Raw genomic sequence first — 22,413 nt, forward strand, 5'->3', positions numbered from 1 at the left:
CCGACCGGGTGATTTTCGCCGGACAGCAAACCGATCAATATTATCAATATATGGCGCTTGCCGATGGGTTCCTGATCACTTCCAAGGAGGAGTCCTTTTCGCTGACTGCGGCGGAAGCTACGTATTTGGATATCCCCATTGTATGCTTTGATTTCGGCGCTGCCGATGAGGTGATCACGTCACCAAATGCACACATTGTGCCGTCGTGGAACATCGCGGATTTTATACGGGAAATGAAACACCTGATGCACCAACACCGTGGCCCTAAGACTGAAAAACAGGAAAAGCCGGAGTTTCCGTTTTCGAAGCGGTCGCAAATGGAAAGGTTCAATCGTTTATTGGATGACATAACGAATAGTCTTTAGCTTTTATGGTCTCGATAATTATTGCAAGTGTGGATTCCCGGGCGTTGTCTAAAGTAAAAAGCAACATTCAGGAGACGATAGCGATACCTTATGAACTAATTGCCATTGAAAACGCAAAAGGCGAACGCGGTATCTGCAGCATTTATAACGAAGGGGCCAAAAGGGCACAGTTTGAATTGCTCTGCTTTGTGCATGAGGATGTTCGGTTTGAAACAATGGGCTGGGGAAAATGGATAACCGCTGCATTTGAATCCAACAGCAAATTAGGGTTGCTGGGCGTGGCCGGCGGTGCATATAAAAGCCGGGCACCATCGAGCTGGTTTTGCTACGATGGATATCATTGGTTACACCAGATTGGCGTAATCCAGCACTTCAAATATGATATGGACAGGCCGGTAACCGATCACAGCCTCGACTATGAATCGAATCTAAAAAAAGTCGCCGCACTGGACGGGGTGCTGTTATGCAGCAGGAAAAGTATCATGCTCAACCATGAATTTGATGAAACCCTGCTGACCGGCTTTCATGGATATGACATTGATATTTCCCTTGCGATCGGCCAGCATTATGACGTCATGGCAACAAACCAGTTTTTAATTACCCACTTCTCCGAAGGTTATTACGGTGCCGATTGGTTTGAAGCCACCCTGCGTGTGCAGCGTAAATGGGAGCATCTGCTCCCCATAATGACCGTACAGTTAACCAAGCAGCAGCTGAAATTTCTGGAGAAACGCAACATGCGCTTCTTCTTGCATATTGCCCGGCAGATCGGATTAAGTAAAATAAAACGGCTTCGGTTATTATGGGGCTCCCGGATCGTGAAGCTGACGGGCTGGGCAACCTTCCTTAAATTACATCTTGAACTCGTTAAAAAGCGGACATATCGTTTATAAGCCGGCCTAAATAAGATAGCCGATCCGTTTAAATATCGGTCGCCAAAATTCGATATGCAGGTCCCAGGCATGGCATCCGAAAGGGAGTTGGTAGCTGTTTTCCGCGTACAATCTTTCGGGAAAATTTTCAAAGGAGAATTTTTTAGCGGTGCCGGCATCCGGTATGCGTAACTGTCTCTGTTTCCGGTTAACCTCTACTCCCCAGAAAATATCCTCATGATAATGGTGATGGTTGTGTGATAAATAGCGGTCAATGGTTTCCCTTTCCTGAACAGAAATGTCATAAAGTTTCCGAATATTCCGCAATGAAAAGCCCCCGTTGCCGACGCTGCCCTCAATCTGATATCGATGGGGAAGCTGCGTTTCCTTATCTATTCTGTTCGTCTTGATCGCATAATAATGACGCAGTTTTACTTTTGCTTTCTTGACGAGATCCGGCGGAGCCACCTCGTGGGGCCAGGGGGCGCCGATGTAATCGTATCCCTTGTTGCACCAGTACAGCAGCTGATCTTTAAAAACAAAAGCATCCAATTGATATACGAGCATCATCCGATAGCTGCCGGCAAATGCGCCGTAGAATTCCGGACTAAGCATCAGGCGGTTATAGCCAGCCAATCCGGAAAAATAGGAGTCGTCGAAGTCCACTGCTGCTGTGATTCCGGAAGGCAGCAGGGCCTGGTTTAATGAGCGGGGCTTGATCACTAATATCGGGTATCGATGCAGGATTTGAATACACTGCCGGAAAGAAATGGATTCCGTTTCCGTAAGGTATTCTTTAAAGATCGGAATCACCACACAGACATCGGTCGCGTTAAATAACTTCATTGGTTTATTTCCCATTTTGCCGTATGTTCATCCCCTACGTAAGCGATCGCGGCCATTGTTTTCTGCACAATTGGTTCCCATTGATAACGCGCATTGACATAATCAGCCGCAAGGCGCTTCATCTTAGCCAAATCGAAGGTTGGATCAAACAGGGTAAAGAGCGCCTTTTCAAAATCTGCATAGGATTCATAAAGTAACCCGCCGTCGCTATCCGTTATGTGGTTTTTCAGCACCTCACAGCGTTCATTTGCAATTACAGGAACACCTATTGCCATACTTTCCAATGTTACGAGTGACAGGCTCTCATATAATGATGGAATAACTAACGCCCGGGCGCTTTCGAGCAACGACCATTTCAAATCTTCGGAAACAAACCCCGTGGCAACAATATTGGCGCTTGCTGGTATATCCATGAATTTCTGACCCACCAGCACGAGTTTTAAATGTTTAAAGGAAGGATTTTTGTCGAGGAAATTCAGAAAAAAGTCGAACAGCACGCGGCAACCCTTTCCCCGGTCGATGCGACCGATATAAATCAGATACGGTTCGTCGGGGTGGACAAAGTCGGTAACATCGACACGCTTGAATTTGGGAACGTCGATTCCTACCCCCGTTATGTCATGATATATGGCTTGATTACCAAAGCGCTGGTGAATAAAATTACGCTCACTCAAGGTATTGAAAAGAATGGCTTTGGGTTTATCAAATACCTTCCGGAAGATCGAAAAATAGATCGGTGGCTCATCGTGTGCGGTGGGAATTAAAATGGACTTTTGCGGGGCAACCCGTAACCCATAGATCGTTGGATAAAACAAATAAGTAAAAAACAGGAGGGCGTCAAACTGATGATGGCTATCTTTTAAAAATTCGATTAGTTCCAGCAGATATGGTCCCTGATTGCTTGCCCACGCAAATTCCTCCGCTTCCGTAACAACCCCCGTCGCCGGAAACCAATGCTCGAACGTGGATAACAAGCCGACAGATTTCAACACTTTTTGATACAATCGGCGTTTTCTGAACTTTCGATGTATTCTCCGCAGTACCTTTTTATTCCGTTTACCTGTTTGAGGAAACCTTAAAACGCGGATACCGTCAATAATCTCTTCCCCCGGAGGCAGTACATTTTCCCACACATGATAATCCAGCGCACACGATGTCAGAACCGTTACATCACATTGCTGTGCCAGCTGTTCGGCCAGTACTTTGCAATGGTATTCAGCTCCGCCATTTACCCCCTTTCCATAGCGTTGAACGATCATGGCAATTTTAGGTTTCCTCATATTGCTTTCAATTTTCATATCCCGGCTGCCGGTAGTCGAGTTTCTTATTCACCGTTTCCCGGTAAATCACCTCGTTTGGTTCAAAATTGCCCCTGGAATAAAGCGCGTGGAAGATATGGTAGCCTACGGCGGCCCATTTCAATCGTTTTTTCCTGATGCCGGCATTAATCAGCCGTTCGGCAAACTCATAATCCTCCCAACCCCACCCCTCAAAGCCATTGTAATAACCGTTAATCCGGACGTAATCTTCCAGCCAGAAAGCAAGATTGCACCCTTTTACATTGTGGGAGCTTTGCGGGTCCGTCTTGAACAGTCCCGACAGCAAGGGAAACCGGATCGCATTAAACCGTGTGGTCATACCCCGGGCAAACGCATGGATATTCCATTTTTTCGTCCGGAGAATCTCCCCGGATTTCCGTTCGCCGATCATCGCCCGGCTGCCCTGCACAAAATAGCCCCGCTCCGCAGCCCGGAGGTGGTCGGCAATAAAATGGGGGTGCAGGATGATGTCACCATCGATCTCGATCACGTAGGGGGCCGATGCCTGTTTAACAGCCTTGTTCAGGATGATGCTTTTCCTAAATCCTTGATCTTCATGCCAAACATGCTTGATGGGCAGCTGGTGTTCCGTGCGATAGGTTTCGATAAGCCGTGCGGTGCGTTCATCCGAGCCGTCGTCGGCAATCAGTACCTCATCCGGCATCCGGCTTTGGCGGAGTACACTCAGCAATACGATTTCAAGGGCTTCAGGCCAGTTGTATGTTGATATTAATAAAGCTACTTTCATGCAAGATGATCGGACTACATTAGAAACGAATGCAAGAGCCAATCCGATACACCGGCCGCAAGAAACACGCCATTTTCTCAAAACAGACTCCAATTATCCGGGTTACGGGCATAAATGCTACTTTTGTACATCAATACGGACCCAAATTGCTCATGGCATGAATCATTACGAGCCCTTCAGTGTCGTCATTCCCTGCTACAACCATGCAGCATTTCTGCGGCAGACGGTGGAATCGGTACGGCAATCCACGTACCCCGATATCGAAATTCTGATTGTTGATGATGGATCGACGGACGATTCGGGCAACGTCGGCCGCGAATTGGAGCAGCAGTATCCGACGGTCCGGTACATCCACCAGCCGAACAGCGGGCCGTCAAAGGCGCGCAATAACGGCATCCGCCAGGCGAAAGGGGTATATGTTCTGCCACTGGATGCGGACGACCTGATTTCGCCGGACTACATCGCCGATGCGGTAACGGTATTGCAGCGTGATCCGGGGGTAAAGGTCGTGTATTGCGAAGCGGAGAAATTTGGCGAAAAGCAAGGCCCATGGAAACTGAAGCCATTCAGTTTGGGATTGCTGGCCCACAACAACATGATTTTTGTGAGCGGTATTTACCGCAAGGCCGACTGGGAAGCCTGTGGCGGATATTCCGAGGACATGGTGTGGGGCCGCGAAGATTGGGAATTCTGGATTTCCATGTTAAAGGATGGTGGTCGGGTGGTGAAATTGCCCAAAGTGGGTTTTTATTACCGTATCCGTTCCACGTCACGGCGAAAAGGCATGACCGATGAACGCAAGCGCAAGATCATCCATTACATTAACACCAAGCATCGTGATTTCATTTACGATCAGCTGAATGGCCCGCTTCGTTTTCAGAAACGGCTTTCCAAGCGGTATAATACCCTGTTAAGAACATTGGGGTTGTTAAAACGGGTTTAAAGACAACGGTGCACACACCACAATCGGTGTCGCTGCCTGTCCGGAGGGACATATAGCGGTCCGGCTATGCGGCATTTCCTACCGGTGGTAAACGCCCGCATTTTTTACCTCATCCCGAGGCAGGTCGCGCCGGATGTGTTCCCTGAAGCGGTAATTCAACGGATGGAAAATATTGCCAAAGACGGTCCACGGTAACGGGTAACGGCTGTTCCTGCCGGTAAACTGGCATTTTGCCCAAATGAAGAATGCGTGCAACGGATTCCGGGCAGTTATCTTTTTTTCCCGCGGATGCTTTGCCGGATGAGCCTTTAACTGCGCGAGATGCGTATCCAGCAGTTGATGCAGTTGCCGGTATAATGCCTCCGTCAGCGGGGTGCCTGCGCGGCCGACCCATGCCGTCACGGAAATGAGGTCCTGCCAGTAATCGGGCATCCAGCGCCCTTCCGCATCGTATACAGTTGCCGGTCCGCCTGCCCGCTCGGGTCTACCTACCAGGTAAACCGCAGGGTCGCTGAAATGTGCCCATGCCGGTTCCAGCGATACATTGGTGGCTTTGATATCGTGCCATGCACCACCGTAGTGATGCAACAGGTAAATGCGAAGGTAGTCCGACTGATGAACGGCACTTAGGTATCGGAATGCGGGGTGAATGGGGTGTCCATCCACTTCCAATTCATCAATACGCCCCGGTGTAACCAGAAAAACCGGCACCCCCACGTGCTGCTTCAGCAGGTCGAAACTCCGGGCGCGGTTCGGGGTCATTGCGCTGCCCGACCAGTAGCACCACACCACAAAACGGACACCGTTTACCGTTGTAATGGCTTCAAGATTCATCAGATTTTGTCGCGCCGTTTGATGAATTTAAAAAAATAGTACTTAATCGGATTGCTGTATTTGAGTTGCTTCCACGGCCGGCTACCGTGCGGCTTGTGCAGCACCCGCGTGCCGGTAAGCACGATATTCTTAAACCCAAGCGCGAGTGATTGCTTGGAAATAAACGTATCAAACCAGTCTTTGGACGGCTTAAGCAAGCCGAAGTCGTATCGCCTGAGCAACTCGACAGACATCAGGGTGCAGCAAAAACTGAGGCTTTTCCGGGTATCAATATACCCCCGGTGGTTGGTGTAACGCCTGAATTTCAGATAAGGAAAATTGATCTCCCCTTCGCGCCCTACGGTGATTGCCCCCAAGAGGCCGATGCTGGTGTGCTGGCTGAGGAAATCGAGAAGCTCCGTAAAGGTGGCCCCCTGCACTTCCACGTCCGACTCCACGACGATCAGTGGCAGTCCGGCTTCCAGCGCCCGCCGCTGGGCATCCTGCAGCACCAGTTTATAGTTCGGGGAGGGGGTGTCGGTGAGGTCTTCGAGGTGAATCAGCTCGTACCCGTATAACGCCTGGTTTTCTTCGAGTGTATGCTTGGTTTCTGCAGTACTGAAGTCATTGTAAACCAAATGTTTTATGCTGGTCTGGCTGGCATAAATAGCCTTAATCGTTTCCAATGTATTTTCAATGGAATCTTTTACCGGCGTAATGACAATTGCTTTGCACATGGGTGGACGACTGTGCAGCGAAATTACATAAATAATCGAAATGACGTATTCTTAAATGATATTGTGTAGCTTTAGGCCACTAACCAACCACAATGAATCGAATATCCCTAATCCGGCTTCTGATCAGGAAGCGCAAGCTAAACAATTACCTGGAGATTGGCGTGTTCAACGGCAAAGTATTGTTCCGTGTGAAAGCCACCTTTAAAATTGCCGTTGATCCGGCATTTCAATTCGATGTCCTGCGGAAGCTGGGCAAGACTCTCCTGAATCCTTACAACCTCTTTAACCGGTATTTCCGGAAAACCAGCGACCGCTTTTTCGCGGAGGATGCCCCCGCTCTTTTTGCACACCGGAAAATAGGCATTGCGCTGGTCGATGGCATGCACGAGTATCAATTTGCGCTGCGTGATGTGGAAAATACGTTGCGTTACCTGGACGACAACGGGGTGATCATTATGCACGACTGTAACCCGCTTACCCCGGAAGCAGCGGATTCGTTCGAAGCGTGGAAGGCCCGTGATTTCACCGGTCAGTGGAACGGGGATGTCTGGAAAACGATCCTTTACCTCCGGAGTACCCGGCCGGATGTTCACGTCTTTGTGCTGGATTGCGATCATGGCCTTGGCGTGATTACCAAAGGGACACCGGAATCGATGCTGTCTTATACACCCGAACAAATTGCCGACTTTACCTATGCGGATTTCGACCGTTCGCGAAGCGAGTGGCTGAACCTGAAACCGGCCGGGCATGCCCATTCGTTTTTCGATAGTTGACCATTGCCAGCCGCCCGGCTACAACCGGACTATCGTGTGTCCCTCGGCGGCAATAGCGTCCAATACCAGCCGATTGATGTCAGCGAGTTCAATTTGCCGACCCTGGCGCTGCATCAGCTCCCGCAGGTGCTCACGGGAATCCATAACGGCCGCCTGGTAACGCCTGTAAGCGGTGAAGCTATCCCAGATCCAGGTCTTGCCCGCAAGGAGCTTGGGCAGCACGTCAAAACAGACCAGTTGGATACTGAACCCGGTGCCGGGCACGCCTCGCCGATGGATGGCATTCAGTATAAATTTATTGCGATAATAGATTTTTTTAATCTCCTGCCTACAGTGCTTGGCCTTGATGGTGGAGGCGCCGAGGTGTGTACAGGTTGACCCGAAATCATAGTAGCAGGTCCAGCCCATCCGCCATGCCCGCAGGCTGAGGTCCGTATCTTCCGAGTAAAAGGGAGAAAAGATTTCGTCGAACCCGCCTAACAGCCGGATCCGGTCGGTCCGCACCAGGGCATTGGCCCCCGAAAGCTGTACCGTGGGTACGGGTTTGCCGGGCGTGGTGGTTTTAAAGAAACGTTTGGTATTGATCCGGTACCGGTATTTTTTCAGCAGCCGGCCGGCGTTACCGGTTGCACCGGTTGTTGCGTCGATGATCTGGCCGGCAACACCGAACGTGTTTTCATGCATAAAGCAGGGCCATTGATTGGCAAAATAATCGCCCGTAAGCTGAATGTCCGAATTCAGCAACAGCAGCAATTCGTGCTGCGCTGCCGCAATGCCGCGGTTACAGGTAACGGAAAAGCCCCGGTTTACCGGATTTTCCAGTAGCCGGATGTCCGGGTAATACCTCCGGAGGAACGATACCGAGTCGTCGGTGGAGCAGTCATCCACCACAATGATTTCAAATGGGACGCCTGCATTTTCCAGTGCTGCATAGGTATAAGGCAGGTGCTTTTCCAGGAGCTGACGCCCATTATAATTCGGTATAAGTACTGAAATGCTTTTCTTTTCGTCCGCCATGCATGTCCTGGTTAGTGGGTCATCGTCAGCGCGAAGATAAGAAAATGTTGATTTTACGTCGAAATGATTTCCTGGTACAGCGTTATCCACTGGTCGGCCAGCGTATGATCTTCGAACTGGCGTACGTATTCCCGTCCACCCGCGACCACTTCCCGTTGCAGTGCGGTATCCGTCAGCAGGGTGGTAATGGCGTGTCGGATTTCTTCCACATCATCCGGTGAGACATACCAGGTATGCGGACCACCGGCCTCAGGAAAGCAGCCACCCCGCGTGGTAATAACCGGTGTTCCGGCCGATAACGCCTCAATGATGGGAATGCCGAAGCCCTCATACAGCGAAGGGTAAATGAAAAGGCTGGTGGCTTGGTACAGCATGGCGAGCTCTGCCGTGGATGCGCCGTGGATAAACGTTACCTGGTTCGTTAACCCATGCTGCTGCACATACGCTTTCACGTCGTTGGCATACGGTGTGGTGGCCCGGCCGGCGATAACCAGGTGTACATCGGTACCCTTCAGCGCTTTTACGGCCGAAAGCACGTTCTTACGGGGCTCAATAGTCCCTACGTTCAGGATAAAGTCCTGGGGAAGCCGGTATTTACGTATGACGTCGGCCTGGCTGGAGGCATCATGCGGCTGCCGGAATACAGGGTCGCACCCCTGGTAAATGACCTGTATGCTGGCTGAATCGATGCCGAGAAACTCCACCAGGTCACTACGGGTCTGCGCGCTGATGGCAACGATTTTGTCCGCATTCCGACAGGCATGGCGCAATTTCTTCCAGTAAATCTGCCGGTCGAAAGATCGGTACCACTTGGGGTAACGCATAAAAATAAGGTCGTGCACCGTGACCACCTGGCGAATGCCCTTCCGACGCAATCCGACCGGCAATTCACCCGACAGCCCGTGAAACAGGGATATCCCGTCACGTTGCAGGTCATTACCAATACGACTGCGTCGCCACCACCCTGGGAATTTCCGGTCAAAAAATGTGGCGGGTTGCCGTTGGATCACCTGCGCATTATCCGGTATGTATAATGGGGAGTCCGATAGCCCCGGATTATATAACCAATACCGATGTTCCGGGTGCAATGTGCTCAATATCCGGATCAGGTCGCGACCATAGTTACCCAGGCCTGTCCGGTTGTGGAAAATCCGCTTTGCATCGTAACCGATATTCATAACCCCAATGCGTTTAAGTGGGAAATAATCAGCTGTGGTTCGATGAGTTCCATGCTGTCTTTGCCATCGCAGATGCAGGGCTTATTGCCATACACTGAACTGGGTCGATTGGGATGGTCTACCTGGATGCAATCTTCCATCCGCTGCCCGTACCCCAGGAATCCGGCATAGGGATGCGTGCCGCCCCAAACCGATAATACCCGCACACCCATCAACGAAGCAAGGTGCATACCAGCAGAATCCATGGTCAGCATCAGGTCGAGATGTGCAATGATATCCAGTTCCTGCTGCAGTGGAAACCGACCGATTAAACTGGTCACCCCGGGATGGCGGATTTCCCAGGCCGCTGCGGTCTGTTGCTCCGTCGCGCCGCCTCCGAAAATAAAGACGTCGTGTCCCTGCTTGGTCAAATAAGCAATCACGGCTTCCATGCGTTCCTGCGGGTAGGTTTTGGCGGCATGCTGGGCAAACGGCGCAATTCCAATCTTGGCAGACTGCGGATCAGCAAACAGTCGCCTTGCCAGCTCAGGAAGCGGGCGTGACTGCTTTTGCAGCTTCGCAGGTAGGGTAAACTCGGAATATCCAAGTGCCCGGAAAACATCGGCATAGCGCTCAACCGTTGGTTTCAATGGGCGCAGAATCCGTTGTTTGCTGCGTGTAAGCGCTTTTTTTTCTTTGCGGCCCTTATCGATGTGGCGAACGGTGATACCCCGTAACCGGAAAAATGCCGTTAATACGCGGCTGCGGATATTGCGGTGCAGGTCGGCCACGGCAAGGGGCCGGTAAGCGGCTAATTCCCGGAACAGCCGATATAAGCCACGCCCGCCACGGTGGTCGGTGCCTGGATGGATCGGATGAAATGTAACACCCCGGATTCCGGAAAAAAAAGACTGATAGGCCGGCCGGCTCACGAATATAACGGTAATCTGCGGGTATTGTGCGCAGAAATCGCGGACAACGGCTGCCGCCATCGCCACGTCACCCATCGCCGAAAACCGGAACACGACGATGCAGGCCTTTTCATGCATTGGAGTTGGCCTGGGCGTACAGCACCGGATTCAACATCGGATCGTTATACATCTTCATCTGCTTATATACCTTCATGTATTTCCGTCCGGCTTGGATATCTTCCAATAGCTCATCGATGCTGCGGGAGAGGTCCTTGCGCTGCCGGAGCAGCACCATCAGCTTGTCCATGCAGGAGGCAATGTGCTGCGGTGAAGCGTCCGTATTCTCGGTTTCTTCCCGCATGTGATATATTTTCAGGGAGAGGATTGAAAGACGGTCCAGTGCCCAAGCCGGACTCTCGGTATTGACGCGGGCGTCTTTGCGGGGCTTTACATGGGTAAAATAGTGTAAATAGAAGCTGTCGATTTCTTCCACCACATCTGTGCGCCACTGGTTGGATTCATCGATCCGGCGTTTCAGCGATAGGCCAACAATGGGATCGATGTGCGGATTGCGTATCTCATCTTCCAGGTGCCATTGGACCGTGTCAATCCAGCATTTTTTATACAATAGGTTTTCCAGCGGGTGATTAAAGTAGGGCCTGATTATAGGATGGTCCGTCGCGTCATATACGTGGTAGTCGGCTATGGCCTGCTCGAAAATATAATTTGCCTTTTCACTGATCATAATCGTTGCGCTAAAATGAACTTCGTATCTGCAAGACCGGCTCCGGTCGGACCCGGTTAAACACCGTTTTAGGTATACTACGAAATATGATGCCGAAACGCTACAATGTTAATTCATGCTTGCGTGGTTAATGTATTTATCTATCTTGTTATCAGTGTGTTTGGTTTATTTTACTGATTGAAAAGAACCTTGCGCCCCTTCCTGAGGGAATTGGGATTTGTGGACAATGTTGTACACTTTATGTACAATATGATACCCCTGCACCTGGAGGGGTTATTTGAATTGTGGGCAAGCGGGGCCATAGCGCGGATTGTGGCAATGCGTTTGATGGGTTATTTCCGGCTTTCTTTGTGGAACAGGACTGTCGGTGGCTAGCGTTCGCCAAACAACTCCACAAACGTTTTCTCGAGGGCAAACAACTCGTCACGCAGCTTGGCAGCCTGGAGAAAGTCCATATCCCTGGCGGCCTTTTCCATGCCTTTCCGCACATTATCTATTGCCTGCTGGAGTTGTGGCTTACTCATGTATTGTACCAGTGGGTCGGCAGCGATACTGGCGGTTGGTTCGGGTTCCACATAGATTTTGGCTTCCCCACCACGGAAGTCGGCCACGGACGTCTGTTCCAGTATCGCTTCGCGGGATTTACCCACCGTGCGCGGCGTAATTCCATGGGCTTCGTTATACCGGATCTGCTTTTCACGGCGGCGGTTGGTTTCATCGATGGTAACGCGCATGCTTTCTGTGATGGAGTCCGCATACATGATTACCCGGCCTTTATCGTTACGGGCAGCCCGGCCGATCGTTTGGATCAGGGAACGCTCCGAACGCAGGAACCCTTCCTTGTCGGCATCCAGAATAGCCACCAGTGTCACTTCGGGCAGATCGAGCCCTTCCCGCAGGAGGTTGATGCCGACCAGCACATCAAATTCACCCAAGCGGAGCCCACGCAGGATTTCCACCCGCTCCAGCGTCTTGATTTCTGAATGGATATAACGCACACGGATACCCAGTTTGGCCATGTATTTCGTCAGTTCTTCGCTCATGCGCTTGGTGAGGGTGGTTACCAGCACCCGCCCACCGTCTTTTGTTACCAGGTCCACCTCATCCAGCAGGTCGTCTACTTGGGTGGTGACCGGCCGGATTTCAATCTGTGGATCCAGCAGCCCGGTTGGGCGGATCACCTGTTCTACCACTACGCCTTCTGTCTGCTGCAGCTCATAATCCCCGGGTGTAGCGCTGACGTAGATGGTTTGAGTCACCAGCGACTCAAATTCGGGGAAGTTGAGTGGCCGATTATCGAGGGCGGCAGGGAGCCGGAAGCCGTGATCCACCAGTGCGATCTTCCGTGAGCGATCGCCGCCGTACATGGCGCGGAGCTGCGGTATGGTTACGTGGCTTTCATCGATCACCATCAGGTAATCTTCGGGGAAATAATCCAGCAGGCAGAATGGGCGCATGCCCGGCTGCCGGCCGTCGAAAAACCGGGAATAGTTTTCAATGCCACTGCAATACCCCAGTTCGCGCATCATTTCAAGATCATAGTTCACCCGTTCCTCCAGCCGTTTGGCTTCCAGTGGTTTTCCATCCAGCAGCAGTTGCTCTTTGCGGAGCTCCAGCTCCTCGCCGATGGCCCACAACGATTGGGTGAACTTTTCCTTTGGGGTCACAAAGAGGTTGGCCGGGAATAGTGACATGGTCTCCATTTTTTCCAGGGTTTTACCCGATATCGGATCGATGATGGCCAGCTCGTCAATCTCATCCCCGAAAAAGGAAATGCGGTAGGCCTCATCCATGTATGCTGGAAATACGTCAACCGTATCGCCCTTTACCCGGAACGTACCCCGTTTGAAATCAGTGGTTGTGCGGGCGTAAAGAATTTCTACCAGGCGGTGCAGAAAGGCGTTCCGGCTGATGACGGTCCCTACGCCGAACCGGAATACCGACCGGGAGAAATCTTCGGGGTTGCCCATGCCATAAATACAGGATACTGAGGAAACAACAATGACATCGCGTCTTCCGGACATGAGTGCTGATGTGGTGCGTAAGCGCAGTTTCTCTATTTCATCATTGATGGCAAGATCTTTTTCAATATAGGTATTTGTCGACGCAATATATGCCTCGGGCTGGTAGTAGTCGTAATATGAAACAAAGTAATTAACGGCGTTTTCGGGGAAAAACTGCTTAAACTCACCGTATAGTTGCGCTGCCAGTGTTTTATTGTGGCTTAGGATCAATGTCGGCCGCTGCGTCTGCTCGATCACGTTGGCGACAGTAAACGTTTTGCCCGATCCGGTTACCCCGAGCAGTGTCTGATACAATTCGCCTGCATTAACCCCTTCCACCAGCTGGCGGATGGCTTCCGGCTGGTCGCCCGTGGGCACATATTCCGAAGTCAGTTTAAATTTCATAGGTATGGGAAATCGCGATTAAACCAAAAACCATATGGGCGCATAATTGTTTAAGTAATTGCCGGAAAACGCGCCATAATGATCGTTATTTACACACGGCCGCCGGCTGTGTGCGCCGCGGAAGAACAAATGAACGGACAGGTAGCTGGCAGGAACCCGTTCCTCCGCAAGGCAAGATACAAAGATAGCAAAAACAACGAATAGCACCGCCCATGGTCCATGTCTTAACCGAACAACATACCATTGCCAATCATTTCCTCGCCGAGCTGCGTAATGTGGCAATACAGTCGGACCGCATGCGTTTCCGGCGTAACCTGGAACGGCTGGGCGAAGTGCTGGCGTATGAGATCAGTAAGACGCTAACCTATGAGCCTACGGAGATTGAAACCCCGTTGGGTACTGCTGAAACCGCCCTGCTCAACGCGCAGCCAGTGCTGGTTGCGGCCATCCGTTCGGGACTGCCCCTGCATCAGGGTATGCTCCACGTTTTTGATCACGCTGAATGCGCGTTTATCGCGGCATACCGCAAGGCGAAGAAAAGCGGTACATTTGAGGTGCGCAGGGAATACCTGAACACACCCGACCTCACGGGAAAAACGGTAATTGTGGCCGACCCCATGCTGGCCACCGGAAAAACGATGGTGCTGATCTGCCAGGAGCTGCTCGGCGCGTTCCGCATTGGTGCCCTGCACATCGCTACGGCGATCGCCAGTGAAGAGGGGGTGGCCCATGTACGGGCATTTCTGCCGGAAGCGCACCTGTGGGTCGGCGATATTGACAGTGAACTCACCAGCAAGGCCTATATCGTGCCCGGATTAGGCGATGCCGGCGACCTGGCCTACGGCGCAAAGGAATGACCAGTGGCTAAAGCGGGCGACAACTACAGCCACCCATGTTAATAACCCTGTTGTTGTTAATAAAAACATAACACTAAGTTGTTAATAACAAGCAGCTTTGCACTTATCTTTATCCTGATTTTGTTCTTTCACCAATTCCCATCTTATGACCTGGAAAAAATTCAGCGGAGAACCTTTGCGCCAACCCATTGCCGATGAGGTATCCAACAGTATCGCCCGTGAATATGCCCTGGGCAACAAACTTAAAGTCTGTATCGGCACCGATTCCCAAGTAAAAAGCGGCACCACCGAGTTTGCTACCGTCATCGTGTTTGTCCGTGAGAAAAAGGGCGGATTTATGTACATTCATCAGGACCGGACATCTGTTAAAATGACCATCAAGGAGCGTATGCTGGCTGAAGTGCAGCGATCGATTGAGATTGCATATCCACTATGCGATCTGCTCGACCGTTATGATGTGGACCTGGAGGTGCATGCCGACATCAACACCAATCCCATGTTCAAATCCAACCAGGCGCTGCACGATGCCATGGGCTATATTCTCAGCATGGGCTTTGTGTTTAAAGCCAAGCCAGAGGCCTTTGCAAGCTCAGCCTGCGCCAATAAGGTCGTGCAATAGTACCCGGTAATACACGGCGATCCCGTCGGCAACCCGGACCACCGCCAATACTCCTGTCCATCGGGCTTGATGCGGCGCAGTTATGGCAGAATTTGGCCAAAAATATAGGGCAACCCAAAACTAACACTTATCTTTACTCCACGTGGTGGTACAGACTCCTGTTGCCATGGCCTATAATTAACTTAACTTATTAACTAACCAATGAATACCATGCTGATTAAAAGTACCTTGTTTGGCATTTCGCTGCTGCTCGTATCTGCTGCGGTGAGCCGCCCGATGACCACTCCCCCGCCTCCGGCGAATGGCAAACCGCCCGTAATTATCGGCTACGTCGGCGGCTTCAGGGGCCTGGCCGATATTGAAAATGTTGCGGCTAATAAACTTACCCATATCAATTATGCCTTTGTCAATGTGGTGAATAACCGTGCGGTGCTTACCAATGAGCAGACGGATACCGTTAACTTCCGGAAATTGAAAGCGCTTAAGTTACAGAATCCCGACCTGAAAATACTGATTTCCCTGGGAGGATGGACCTGGAGCGGCAATTTTTCAGATGCGGTGCGTTCCGATACCGCGCGCCGGGCTTTTGCGGCCAGTGCCGTGGATATCATCCGGAAGCATAGCCTGGATGGTGTCGACATCGACTGGGAATATCCGGGCCGCCCGGGATATGAGGGTAATGTATACCGGCCGGAGGATAAGGAGAATTTCACAACCATGTTCGCCGAGCTGCGGAAGGAACTGGACGCCCTGGAACGCGAAACCGGTGAGGAGAAATTACTCACCACGGCTGTGGGGGCGTTCAGTAGCTTTCTGGAAAGCACTGAGATGGGCCGTGCTGAGCGGTACCTCGATTTCGTAAACCTGATGACATATGATTATTCCGGACGGACGGCGGGGCACCACACCAACTTATTCGCTTCTGATAAGGCGAACAGCACAAATTCGGCCGATAAAGCTGTCCAGGAGTTTGTGGCGGCGGGCGTACCTGTCGAAAAGCTGGTGATGGGGATCGCGTTTTATGGGCGGAAGTATAAGCTCCCTGATGACGCCGCGCAGGGCCTGGGCGACAGCGTGGTGTCGCGCCTGTCGGGTGGTGGGTTTACGTTGCTCAAAGACAGCGTGGAGAATCAGCAGGGCTATAAAAAATACCGGGATACCCGGGCTAAAGCTCCCTATATTTATAATAAGGAAACACAGGAATTTATCACGTATGACGATGAATGGTCGGTACGCAATAAATGTAACTACGTGAAAAAACACGGGATGGCCGGTGTTATGTTCTGGGAATACAGCTCCGACCCAAAAGAATACCTGCTGGACGAGATCAATGCCGCGTTGCGGTAAGCCGTTTCGTATTGTGCTGCACAGGTGCGTTGCCGCTGAGGTGCTGCAGTGACGGCAAGCTCCTGCTTGCCGGCCCAATATGATGTAGTGGGCCGGCAGGCGGGAACTCTTTAGGACTTTATAAGATCAGAATCAATACCAGTATGATGATAATGATGGCGCCCACGGACAGGTATACGCCACCAGAACCCCAGCTGCGTGCCTGCCTGTTCATTTCCCGCAGTTCTTTCCGTAGGGCCCTGCGCTCTTCCTTGCTCAGGCTTGAGCGGTCCATGGCTTTGATTTCGGCTACGCGGGCACGCATCTCGGTTAGTCTTGCGTCAATTTCCGCTTGGGTAAGTTCCGTTTTATTACCCGGGTTTTCTTCTTCCGTTCTGGCCGATGCCGGTGCACTGAATGTAAATGCCAACATCATGACGGCCAGTAAAGCATAAATTTTTGTTTTCATACCCTGACTTGAATTTAATTTATATAAGCAATTAGATAGCAAAGAAAACAAATTGTTTGTAATACAGAAGGAAAAACTATTTTAATCGTTCGAGCACTCCTTTGCGTCTGACCAGGTGCTTGTAGTCCCACTGAATGGTCCGCGCTTTCCCAAGCCATCGCTCCAGGTCTGAAAGATTGACCTCATCTATTGTATTGTAGCGGGCCTCCGCGGCTTTAAAGCTGCCCTCTTCCTGCAGCCGGTCCTCATTAAATGACTGGCCACTCCAAAACAGCAGGCGAATGCAATTTTTAAGTTTGCTGTATCCGACGATGGGGTTGCCTTCGAGAAACCAGACCGGATGTCCGTGCCAGATCTTGTGTTCCGCATCCGGCAGGCAGCGGCTAATCTCACGGTACAGTAAGTCACAGACGTTCCGGTGTTCCGTATCCTGGGCGTCGTTGTAGGCTTGAACAGGGTGAACCTTCATGCGCATTGGTTATCAAGCAAAGGTAACGATTTTCAATAAGATGAATAAACACCTTTTATTACACTAAATACCTTAATTTTGCGGCTTACCCAAAAACGACGTCGCTATGCTTGGACTTAAATTGCTGACTGATCCGCGCTGGGCCAATATCGCCGAGTCCAATCTGGAGGATATCCTGACCGACCACGCCTGGTGCGAACAGAAGGCGGCTTCCAATGCCATTTCACTGATTACACAGAATCCTGAGCAGGATACACTCGTACACGAGTTAACAGCCATTGCCATTGAAGAGATGCAACATTTTCAGCTGGTGATCGGCTGGATCAAAAAACGGGGATATACCCTCGGCCGGGAACGTAAGGACGATTATGTAAATCAGTTGCTTAAATTCTGCCGGAAAGATGGCAGCCGCAACATGGCGTTTATTGACCGACTCCTGTTTGCTGCGATGATCGAAGCGCGAAGCTGCGAGCGTTTTCGGGTACTCTCCCAAAACATTGAGGATAAAGAGCTGGCCGGGTTTTACCACGACCTGATGGTTTCCGAAGCCAGCCATTACACCACCTTTCTCAATTTTGCCAGGCAGCTGAGTACCGATGTGGATGTGGACCGGCGTTGGGCGGAATGGCTCGATTTCGAAGGGAAGCTGATCCAGTCGTACGGCAGGAAAGAGCAGATTCACGGCTAAGGGGTGCAGCGCCCTGTTTGACGATATGCATACCGGAAAGCACCCCATTTACAACCTGCCGTTTGCCTTACTCTGCCTCAGCTCGCTGCTCTTCTCGACCAGCTTCAATATGCTGATACCGGAGTTACCTGCATACCTGAGCAGTTTGGGGGGTGCGGAGTATAAGGGGCTGATCATCGCGCTGTTTACCCTTACGGCTGGCATCTCCAGGCCATTCAGCGGCAAGCTGACCGATACGGTGGGGCGTGTGCCGGTAATGGCCGTTGGGTCTATTGTGTGCTTCATCTGCGGATTTCTATATCCGGTGCTGGGAAGTGTAGCGGGTTTTCTTTTTCTTCGGTTGATCCACGGTTTTTCCACCGGATTCAAGCCCACGGCAACAGCCGCGTATGTGGCTGATGTTGTACCCCGTGAACGATGGGGTGAAGCAGCCGGTATCCATGGTCTGTGCTTCAGCATGGGTATGGCGCTTGGGCCGGCAGTAGGTAGCGCCATCAGTCAGCGCTACTCCCTCGATGTGCTGTTTTACTGCTCGTCGGCCTTTGCCCTGCTTTCCATCGTCATCCTGATGAATATGAAAGAAACGTTGCCGAACCGGCAGCGCTTCCGGTGGTCGGCATTACGGATATCACGCCACGACGTGGTTGATCTTCGGGTATTGCCGGCTGCCATTGCTACCTTCCTGTCCTATGTCGCATATGGGGTCATCCTCACGTTAATTCCCGATTGGAGTGGACATTTGGGAATTGCCAACAAAGGCCTGTTTTTTGTGGCGTTTACCGTTTCATCCCTACTGATCCGGTTTTTGGCGGGCCGGCTTTCCGATCGTTACGGTCGGGTCAGCGTGGTGAAGACCGGTATGGCCGTTCTCATCGTGTCGCTGTTGGTACTGGGGGTGGGTAAAAGTATGTTTTGGCTGCTGGTAGGCGCCTCCATTTACGGTGTGGCGACCGGTATTCTTTCCCCCGCACTTAACGCGTGGACCATCGATCTGAGCCATCCGCAGCATCGCGGGAAGGCCATGGCTACCATGTATATTTCGCTGGAAGCGGGTATCGGGCTTGGCGCGCTGGTGGCAGGGTGGGTTTACCACGATGAAATACAACGGATTCCCTATATTATGTATGCTGCCGCGGGTGTGGCATTTCTGGCACTGACATACCTGCTGAACCGGCGGGGTGATGATTCATCGCCGGCAGCCAATGCGTCGTGATGATCCGCCTGCAGGGGGCAGTTATTGCATATCAAACAGGTGTTTCTCAGCGTGGTAAGAAGAACGCACCAACGGACCGCTTTCGACGTACTTGAAACCCAGCTGCAATCCGATTTGCTGATAGTATTTGAATTGGTCAGGGGTAATCCACTCAACCACGGGGTGATGGGCCTTGGTAGGCTGCAGGTATTGCCCGAGGGTAAGGATATGTACGCCGGCGTTGTACAGGTCAGTCATCGCCTCGATGACGTCGGTCTCGGTTTCGCCAAAGCCGAGCATGATGCCCGACTTGGTGCGTAGTCCGGCAGCCGAAATACGGCTCAGGCATTCAAGACTGCGATCGTATTTGGCCTGTATGCGGACTTCGCGGGTGAGGCGGCGTACCGTTTCGAGGTTGTGTGATACAACTTCGGGGCGTACGGCCAGTACGCGATCGAGGTTATCCCATTGTCCTTTAAAATCGGGAATCAAAGTCTCCAGCGTGGTCTCGGGACTTTCCCGGCGGATGGCATTTACGGTTTCCGCCCAGATGGTCGAGCCGCCGTCCTTCAGGTCGTCGCGGTCGACCGAAGTGATCACGCAGTGTTTCACCTGCATGAGCTTCACCGATTGCGCCACGCGATTGGGTTCATCCAGGTCGACTGCAAGGGGTCTGCCGGTAGCCACAGCACAGAAGGAGCACGACCGTGTACAGATATTGCCGAGGATCATAAACGTGGCTGTCCCTGCACCCCAGCATTCGCCCATATTGGGGCAGTTGCCACTCTCGCAGATGGTGTGCAGTTTGTGCTCGTCGACTAAGCTGCGGACATGTTTGTATGCTTGACCTACAGGAAGTTTGACGCGCAGCCAATCGGGCTTGCGCGGCATTTGATGTGCAGGGATAACCGGTAATTCAATCATAGCAGCAAAGTTAGCGATTATTGCAATCAAAACCGAATGCACCGGTTTCTGGGTTGGTACCTTTTGACACAACCATGGCGGTTAGGTGCCGCATGCCGCAAAAAAGGGGTACAGGAGCCGAAGGAAAAAACGACCGGCAGTGGTGCTTGCTTTATTAATCCTTTTCGATAGCTTTGTTGGAGCTTACCTGATAAATACAGAAAACACATGAATACAAAAAACGTAAAAGCATTTGGTACGGCGGCTCCTGACGCGCCATTGAAACCGTTGAATATCCAACGTAGGGAAGTAACGGCGAACGATGTGGAAATCGAAATCCTATTCTGCGGCATCTGTCATTCCGACCTTCATACCGCCCGGAACGAATGGCACGGCACGGTTTATCCAGCAGTGTTGGGTCATGAAATTGTGGGAAAAGTAACCCGTGTGGGCAATGCCGTTACCAAGTTTCATGTAGGCGACCTCGCGGGGGTCGGTTGCATGGTCGACTCCTGCCGGGTGTGTGAGAGCTGCTTGGAGGGCCTGGAGCAATATTGTGAAGAAGGCAACATCCAGACCTACAATGGGGCGGACAAACACCTGGGGATGCAAACCTTCGGCGGTTACTCCGAAAGTATTGTGGTCGACGAGCATTTTGCCCTACGCATACCGGAAAACCTCGACCTTGCCGCCACCGCCCCGCTGCTGTGTGCCGGCATCACGACCTACTCCCCCCTCAAGCACTGGGGTATCGGTCCGGGCAAACGGGTTGGTGTCGTGGGGATTGGAGGGCTCGGACACATGGGGGTGAAACTGGCAAAAGCAATGGGTGCTCACGTGGTGGTGTTTACCACTTCTGCGGCCAAACAGGCCGATGCCCAGCGGCTCGGCGCACACGAAGTGGTGCTGTCTACCGACGAGCAGCAGATGGAACAGCAGCGTGGCCGCCTGGATTTTATACTGGATACCGTTTCGGCCTCACATGATATTAACAGCTACCTCAGCCTGCTGAAACGCGATGGAACACTGACCTTGGTAGGCGCACCCGAACACCCGCTGCCGGTGGCGGCGTTCAGTGTGATTCCGGCCCGGAAAAGCCTGGCAGGATCAACCATCGGCGGTATTGCCGAAACACAGGAGATGCTTGATTTCTGCGGCGAGCACAACATTACTTCTGATATTGAACTGATTGATATCCGGGGAATTAACGAGGCATATGAACGTTTGCTGAAAGGCGATGTGCATTATCGTTTTGTTATTGACATGGCATCGCTGAAAAATTAACCGAATATCCGTTGACAAGCGACAGATGGGCAAGCCGTCGATTTTCGAATAACTGAATACGGGCAAAATACGGGCAATGGAAAACAGCAACAACCTATCGCCCCGGTTGGCAGCCATTGTGGACGCAATCCCCCTGTACCCGGGCATACGTGTACTGGAGATAGGCTGTGGCCCGGGTGCGGCCGCGCGGGAAATAGCCAGCCGCGTAGGTTCTGGTTTTGTTTTGGCCATCGACCGCTCCGAGAAGGCAATCCGGCAAGCCGTTAAAAGCGCCGCCGGAGAAATTGCGGACGGCCATTTGCAATACCGCCGGGTGGCGGTGGAGGACTTTGTCCTCCTGCCCGGCGAACAACCCTACGACATCGCCTTCGCCGTGCGCGTCGGGGCGCTGGACGGACGGCATCCGGAATTGGAGCAGCGCGCACTTCACCGTATTGCAATGGCACTTACCGAAACAGGACAGCTGTTCATAGACGGGGGAACCCCGTTGCATGAAATACCGCTCCATGCCTACCGGCGGTACACGTAAGACATGGTTTGTATGTTAGCTAAAAGCAGATGGCAATAGCAGCGAAAAAGAAGAAGACCTGCAAAAACGGACATCAGTTTTATAAAACGTCGGATTGTCCGACCTGTCCGATATGTGAAGCGATGGCTAAACCGGAATCGGGGTTTTTATCCCTGCTGGCCGCGCCGGCTAGGCGGGCGTTGACGAATCAAGGCATCACCACGCTGGTGGATTTGTCCGCACTTACCGAAAAGGAGGTAATGAGCCTCCACGGCATGGGCAAGGCATCTATTCCTATCCTAAAAAGTGCATTGGCCGAGAAGGGACTTTCATTCCGGAAATAATCGGTTGATCCGCCGGTATTTACGGTGATACGCATAAAATGCGCTGTTCGGTAAACCAATTGCGAGGCCCTGCCAAATGGGGTGCAGCAGGGACCTACGC

At 51.8% G+C, this 22,413-nt stretch carries 26 protein-coding genes; 13 read left to right on the top strand and 13 right to left on the bottom strand.

Annotated elements, in window-relative coordinates; genetic code table 11:
* Both ABWO75_RS09860 and ABWO75_RS09865 read left to right on the top strand, forming a co-directional pair.
* On the top strand, positions 1 to 365 hold a 365-nt coding region (locus ABWO75_RS09860; RefSeq protein WP_353185051.1), incomplete at its 5' end, for a glycosyltransferase.
* Positions 366 to 370: 5 nt separating this feature from the next.
* The gene (locus ABWO75_RS09865; RefSeq protein WP_353185053.1) at positions 371 to 1,258 is read left to right on the top strand and encodes a glycosyltransferase; all 888 of its coding nucleotides are present in this window, start codon (positions 371 to 373) and stop codon (positions 1,256 to 1,258) included.
* 6 nt (positions 1,259 to 1,264) lie between these two features.
* Here the strand turns inward: ABWO75_RS09865 and ABWO75_RS09870 are convergent, their stop codons facing one another.
* From ABWO75_RS09870 to ABWO75_RS09880, 3 genes are read right to left on the bottom strand one after another with little or no spacing between them, the layout of a single operon-like run.
* Positions 1,265 to 2,083 (bottom strand): DUF5672 family protein, encoded by an 819-nt coding sequence (locus tag ABWO75_RS09870; RefSeq protein ID WP_353185055.1) that lies wholly within the window; start codon positions 2,081 to 2,083, stop codon positions 1,265 to 1,267.
* The gene (locus ABWO75_RS09875; protein WP_353185057.1) at positions 2,080 to 3,363 is read right to left on the bottom strand and encodes a glycosyltransferase family 4 protein; all 1,284 of its coding nucleotides are present in this window, start codon (positions 3,361 to 3,363) and stop codon (positions 2,080 to 2,082) included. The genes ABWO75_RS09870 and ABWO75_RS09875 overlap by 4 nt, the downstream gene beginning before the upstream one ends.
* 7 nt (positions 3,364 to 3,370) lie before the next feature.
* Entirely contained in the window at positions 3,371 to 4,150 is a 780-nt protein-coding gene (locus ABWO75_RS09880; protein WP_353185059.1) for a glycosyltransferase family 2 protein, read from the bottom strand.
* A gap of 157 nt (positions 4,151 to 4,307) precedes the next feature.
* Between ABWO75_RS09880 and ABWO75_RS09885 the strand changes: the two genes are divergently transcribed.
* Positions 4,308 to 5,093, top strand: coding sequence for a glycosyltransferase family 2 protein (locus ABWO75_RS09885; protein WP_353185061.1), 786 nt, complete (start codon positions 4,308 to 4,310; stop codon positions 5,091 to 5,093).
* Positions 5,094 to 5,171: 78 nt separating this feature from the next.
* On the opposite strand, the gene ABWO75_RS09890 is transcribed toward ABWO75_RS09885, so the two are convergent.
* Together ABWO75_RS09890 and ABWO75_RS09895 are read right to left on the bottom strand one after the other, a co-directional pair.
* Positions 5,172 to 5,927: a hypothetical protein gene (locus ABWO75_RS09890; RefSeq protein WP_353185063.1), complete on the bottom strand. Its 756-nt coding sequence runs from the start codon at positions 5,925 to 5,927 to the stop codon at positions 5,172 to 5,174.
* A complete protein-coding gene (locus ABWO75_RS09895; RefSeq protein ID WP_257659135.1) occupies positions 5,927 to 6,643 on the bottom strand; it encodes a hypothetical protein in 717 nt (238 codons plus the stop codon). The genes ABWO75_RS09890 and ABWO75_RS09895 overlap by 1 nt, the downstream gene beginning before the upstream one ends.
* 92 nt (positions 6,644 to 6,735) lie before the next feature.
* Between ABWO75_RS09895 and ABWO75_RS09900 the strand changes: the two genes are divergently transcribed.
* Positions 6,736 to 7,416 carry a class I SAM-dependent methyltransferase gene (locus ABWO75_RS09900; RefSeq protein ID WP_353185065.1) on the top strand — a complete coding sequence of 227 codons (681 nt, stop codon included), beginning with the start codon at positions 6,736 to 6,738 and terminating at the stop codon, positions 7,414 to 7,416.
* An 18-nt stretch (positions 7,417 to 7,434) separates the two neighbouring features.
* Here the strand turns inward: ABWO75_RS09900 and ABWO75_RS09905 are convergent, their stop codons facing one another.
* Genes ABWO75_RS09905 through ABWO75_RS09920 form a run of 4 tightly spaced genes read right to left on the bottom strand, consistent with a single transcriptional unit; the run spans position 7,435 to position 11,246 of the window.
* Positions 7,435 to 8,433, bottom strand: coding sequence for a glycosyltransferase family 2 protein (locus tag ABWO75_RS09905; RefSeq protein ID WP_353185067.1), 999 nt, complete (start codon positions 8,431 to 8,433; stop codon positions 7,435 to 7,437).
* Between the two features lie 53 nt (positions 8,434 to 8,486).
* Positions 8,487 to 9,611: a glycosyltransferase family 4 protein gene (locus ABWO75_RS09910; protein ID WP_353185069.1), complete on the bottom strand. Its 1,125-nt coding sequence runs from the start codon at positions 9,609 to 9,611 to the stop codon at positions 8,487 to 8,489.
* Positions 9,608 to 10,639: a glycosyltransferase family 9 protein gene (locus ABWO75_RS09915; RefSeq protein ID WP_353185071.1), complete on the bottom strand. Its 1,032-nt coding sequence runs from the start codon at positions 10,637 to 10,639 to the stop codon at positions 9,608 to 9,610. Before ABWO75_RS09915 ends, ABWO75_RS09910 begins: the two co-directional genes overlap by 4 nt.
* Positions 10,632 to 11,246, bottom strand: a complete 615-nt coding sequence (locus ABWO75_RS09920; RefSeq protein ID WP_353185073.1) for a DUF4254 domain-containing protein — start codon at positions 11,244 to 11,246, stop codon at positions 10,632 to 10,634. The genes ABWO75_RS09915 and ABWO75_RS09920 overlap by 8 nt, the downstream gene beginning before the upstream one ends.
* A 177-nt stretch (positions 11,247 to 11,423) precedes the next feature.
* On the opposite strand from ABWO75_RS09920, the gene ABWO75_RS09925 reads away from it, so the two are divergent.
* Complete coding sequence (locus tag ABWO75_RS09925) at positions 11,424 to 11,621, top strand: hypothetical protein (RefSeq protein ID WP_353185075.1); 198 nt, start codon at positions 11,424 to 11,426, stop codon at positions 11,619 to 11,621.
* Here ABWO75_RS09925 and uvrB read toward each other — a convergent pair.
* On the bottom strand, positions 11,618 to 13,654 hold the full coding sequence (uvrB, locus tag ABWO75_RS09930) for an excinuclease ABC subunit UvrB (RefSeq protein WP_353185077.1): 2,037 nt from the start codon (positions 13,652 to 13,654) through the stop codon (positions 11,618 to 11,620). The genes ABWO75_RS09925 and uvrB overlap by 4 nt on opposite strands.
* Positions 13,655 to 13,866: 212 nt before the next feature.
* Here uvrB and upp point away from each other — a divergent pair, with 212 nt between their 5' ends.
* The 3 genes from upp (at position 13,867) to ABWO75_RS09945 (ending at position 16,477) form a co-directional block, all read left to right on the top strand.
* On the top strand, positions 13,867 to 14,511 hold the full coding sequence (gene upp, locus ABWO75_RS09935) for a uracil phosphoribosyltransferase (RefSeq protein WP_353185079.1): 645 nt from the start codon (positions 13,867 to 13,869) through the stop codon (positions 14,509 to 14,511).
* A 145-nt stretch (positions 14,512 to 14,656) separates the two neighbouring features.
* Complete coding sequence (locus tag ABWO75_RS09940) at positions 14,657 to 15,130, top strand: ribonuclease H-like YkuK family protein (RefSeq protein WP_353185081.1); 474 nt, start codon at positions 14,657 to 14,659, stop codon at positions 15,128 to 15,130.
* 210 nt (positions 15,131 to 15,340) lie between these two features.
* On the top strand, positions 15,341 to 16,477 hold the full coding sequence (locus tag ABWO75_RS09945; protein WP_353185083.1) for a glycoside hydrolase family 18 protein: 1,137 nt from the start codon (positions 15,341 to 15,343) through the stop codon (positions 16,475 to 16,477).
* Between the two features lie 118 nt (positions 16,478 to 16,595).
* On the opposite strand, the gene ABWO75_RS09950 is transcribed toward ABWO75_RS09945, so the two are convergent.
* Together ABWO75_RS09950 and ABWO75_RS09955 are read right to left on the bottom strand one after the other, a co-directional pair.
* On the bottom strand, positions 16,596 to 16,925 hold the full coding sequence (locus ABWO75_RS09950) for an OmpH/Skp family outer membrane protein (RefSeq protein ID WP_257659126.1): 330 nt from the start codon (positions 16,923 to 16,925) through the stop codon (positions 16,596 to 16,598).
* A gap of 76 nt (positions 16,926 to 17,001) precedes the next feature.
* Positions 17,002 to 17,394, bottom strand: a complete 393-nt coding sequence (locus ABWO75_RS09955; protein WP_353185085.1) for a DUF1801 domain-containing protein — start codon at positions 17,392 to 17,394, stop codon at positions 17,002 to 17,004.
* A 106-nt stretch (positions 17,395 to 17,500) separates the two neighbouring features.
* Here ABWO75_RS09955 and ABWO75_RS09960 point away from each other — a divergent pair, with 106 nt between their 5' ends.
* Both ABWO75_RS09960 and ABWO75_RS09965 read left to right on the top strand, forming a co-directional pair.
* Positions 17,501 to 18,082: a MiaE family protein gene (locus ABWO75_RS09960; protein ID WP_353185087.1), complete on the top strand. Its 582-nt coding sequence runs from the start codon at positions 17,501 to 17,503 to the stop codon at positions 18,080 to 18,082.
* 25 nt (positions 18,083 to 18,107) lie between these two features.
* The gene (locus ABWO75_RS09965) at positions 18,108 to 19,295 is read left to right on the top strand and encodes an MFS transporter (protein WP_353185089.1); all 1,188 of its coding nucleotides are present in this window, start codon (positions 18,108 to 18,110) and stop codon (positions 19,293 to 19,295) included.
* Positions 19,296 to 19,316: 21 nt separating this feature from the next.
* Here ABWO75_RS09965 and lipA read toward each other — a convergent pair whose 3' ends face one another.
* Complete coding sequence (gene lipA, locus ABWO75_RS09970) at positions 19,317 to 20,198, bottom strand: lipoyl synthase (protein ID WP_353185091.1); 882 nt, start codon at positions 20,196 to 20,198, stop codon at positions 19,317 to 19,319.
* Positions 20,199 to 20,405: 207 nt separating this feature from the next.
* On the opposite strand from lipA, the gene ABWO75_RS09975 reads away from it, so the two are divergent.
* The 3 genes from ABWO75_RS09975 (at position 20,406) to ABWO75_RS09985 (ending at position 22,313) form a co-directional block, all read left to right on the top strand.
* Positions 20,406 to 21,461 carry an NAD(P)-dependent alcohol dehydrogenase gene (locus ABWO75_RS09975; RefSeq protein ID WP_353185093.1) on the top strand — a complete coding sequence of 352 codons (1,056 nt, stop codon included), beginning with the start codon at positions 20,406 to 20,408 and terminating at the stop codon, positions 21,459 to 21,461.
* A gap of 76 nt (positions 21,462 to 21,537) precedes the next feature.
* Complete coding sequence (locus ABWO75_RS09980) at positions 21,538 to 21,990, top strand: class I SAM-dependent methyltransferase (protein WP_353185095.1); 453 nt, start codon at positions 21,538 to 21,540, stop codon at positions 21,988 to 21,990.
* A gap of 29 nt (positions 21,991 to 22,019) precedes the next feature.
* Positions 22,020 to 22,313 carry a helix-hairpin-helix domain-containing protein gene (locus ABWO75_RS09985; protein ID WP_353185097.1) on the top strand — a complete coding sequence of 98 codons (294 nt, stop codon included), beginning with the start codon at positions 22,020 to 22,022 and terminating at the stop codon, positions 22,311 to 22,313.
* Positions 22,314 to 22,413: the final 100 nt, after the last annotated feature.

Origin of the sequence: Parapedobacter lycopersici (assembly GCF_040395035.1) — a bacterium.
Lineage (GTDB): Bacteria > Bacteroidota > Bacteroidia > Sphingobacteriales > Sphingobacteriaceae > Parapedobacter > Parapedobacter lycopersici_A.

Coding starts and splice junctions, on each gene's coding strand:
- ABWO75_RS09865 (WP_353185053.1), top strand. CDS start 371: ATGGTCTCGATAATTATTGCAAGTGTGGATTCCCGGGCGTTGTCTAAA.
- ABWO75_RS09870 (WP_353185055.1), bottom strand. CDS start 2,083: ATGAAGTTATTTAACGCGACCGATGTCTGTGTGGTGATTCCGATCTTT.
- ABWO75_RS09875 (WP_353185057.1), bottom strand. CDS start 3,363: ATGAGGAAACCTAAAATTGCCATGATCGTTCAACGCTATGGAAAGGGG.
- ABWO75_RS09880 (WP_353185059.1), bottom strand. CDS start 4,150: ATGAAAGTAGCTTTATTAATATCAACATACAACTGGCCTGAAGCCCTT.
- ABWO75_RS09885 (WP_353185061.1), top strand. CDS start 4,308: ATGAATCATTACGAGCCCTTCAGTGTCGTCATTCCCTGCTACAACCAT.
- ABWO75_RS09890 (WP_353185063.1), bottom strand. CDS start 5,927: ATGAATCTTGAAGCCATTACAACGGTAAACGGTGTCCGTTTTGTGGTG.
- ABWO75_RS09895 (WP_257659135.1), bottom strand. CDS start 6,643: ATGTGCAAAGCAATTGTCATTACGCCGGTAAAAGATTCCATTGAAAAT.
- ABWO75_RS09900 (WP_353185065.1), top strand. CDS start 6,736: ATGAATCGAATATCCCTAATCCGGCTTCTGATCAGGAAGCGCAAGCTA.
- ABWO75_RS09905 (WP_353185067.1), bottom strand. CDS start 8,433: ATGGCGGACGAAAAGAAAAGCATTTCAGTACTTATACCGAATTATAAT.
- ABWO75_RS09910 (WP_353185069.1), bottom strand. CDS start 9,611: ATGAATATCGGTTACGATGCAAAGCGGATTTTCCACAACCGGACAGGC.
- ABWO75_RS09915 (WP_353185071.1), bottom strand. CDS start 10,639: ATGCATGAAAAGGCCTGCATCGTCGTGTTCCGGTTTTCGGCGATGGGT.
- ABWO75_RS09920 (WP_353185073.1), bottom strand. CDS start 11,246: ATGATCAGTGAAAAGGCAAATTATATTTTCGAGCAGGCCATAGCCGAC.
- uvrB (WP_353185077.1), bottom strand. CDS start 13,654: ATGAAATTTAAACTGACTTCGGAATATGTGCCCACGGGCGACCAGCCG.
- upp (WP_353185079.1), top strand. CDS start 13,867: ATGGTCCATGTCTTAACCGAACAACATACCATTGCCAATCATTTCCTC.
- ABWO75_RS09940 (WP_353185081.1), top strand. CDS start 14,657: ATGACCTGGAAAAAATTCAGCGGAGAACCTTTGCGCCAACCCATTGCC.
- ABWO75_RS09945 (WP_353185083.1), top strand. CDS start 15,341: ATGCTGATTAAAAGTACCTTGTTTGGCATTTCGCTGCTGCTCGTATCT.
- ABWO75_RS09950 (WP_257659126.1), bottom strand. CDS start 16,925: ATGAAAACAAAAATTTATGCTTTACTGGCCGTCATGATGTTGGCATTT.
- ABWO75_RS09955 (WP_353185085.1), bottom strand. CDS start 17,394: ATGAAGGTTCACCCTGTTCAAGCCTACAACGACGCCCAGGATACGGAA.
- ABWO75_RS09960 (WP_353185087.1), top strand. CDS start 17,501: ATGCTTGGACTTAAATTGCTGACTGATCCGCGCTGGGCCAATATCGCC.
- ABWO75_RS09965 (WP_353185089.1), top strand. CDS start 18,108: ATGCATACCGGAAAGCACCCCATTTACAACCTGCCGTTTGCCTTACTC.
- lipA (WP_353185091.1), bottom strand. CDS start 20,198: ATGATTGAATTACCGGTTATCCCTGCACATCAAATGCCGCGCAAGCCC.
- ABWO75_RS09975 (WP_353185093.1), top strand. CDS start 20,406: ATGAATACAAAAAACGTAAAAGCATTTGGTACGGCGGCTCCTGACGCG.
- ABWO75_RS09980 (WP_353185095.1), top strand. CDS start 21,538: ATGGAAAACAGCAACAACCTATCGCCCCGGTTGGCAGCCATTGTGGAC.
- ABWO75_RS09985 (WP_353185097.1), top strand. CDS start 22,020: ATGGCAATAGCAGCGAAAAAGAAGAAGACCTGCAAAAACGGACATCAG.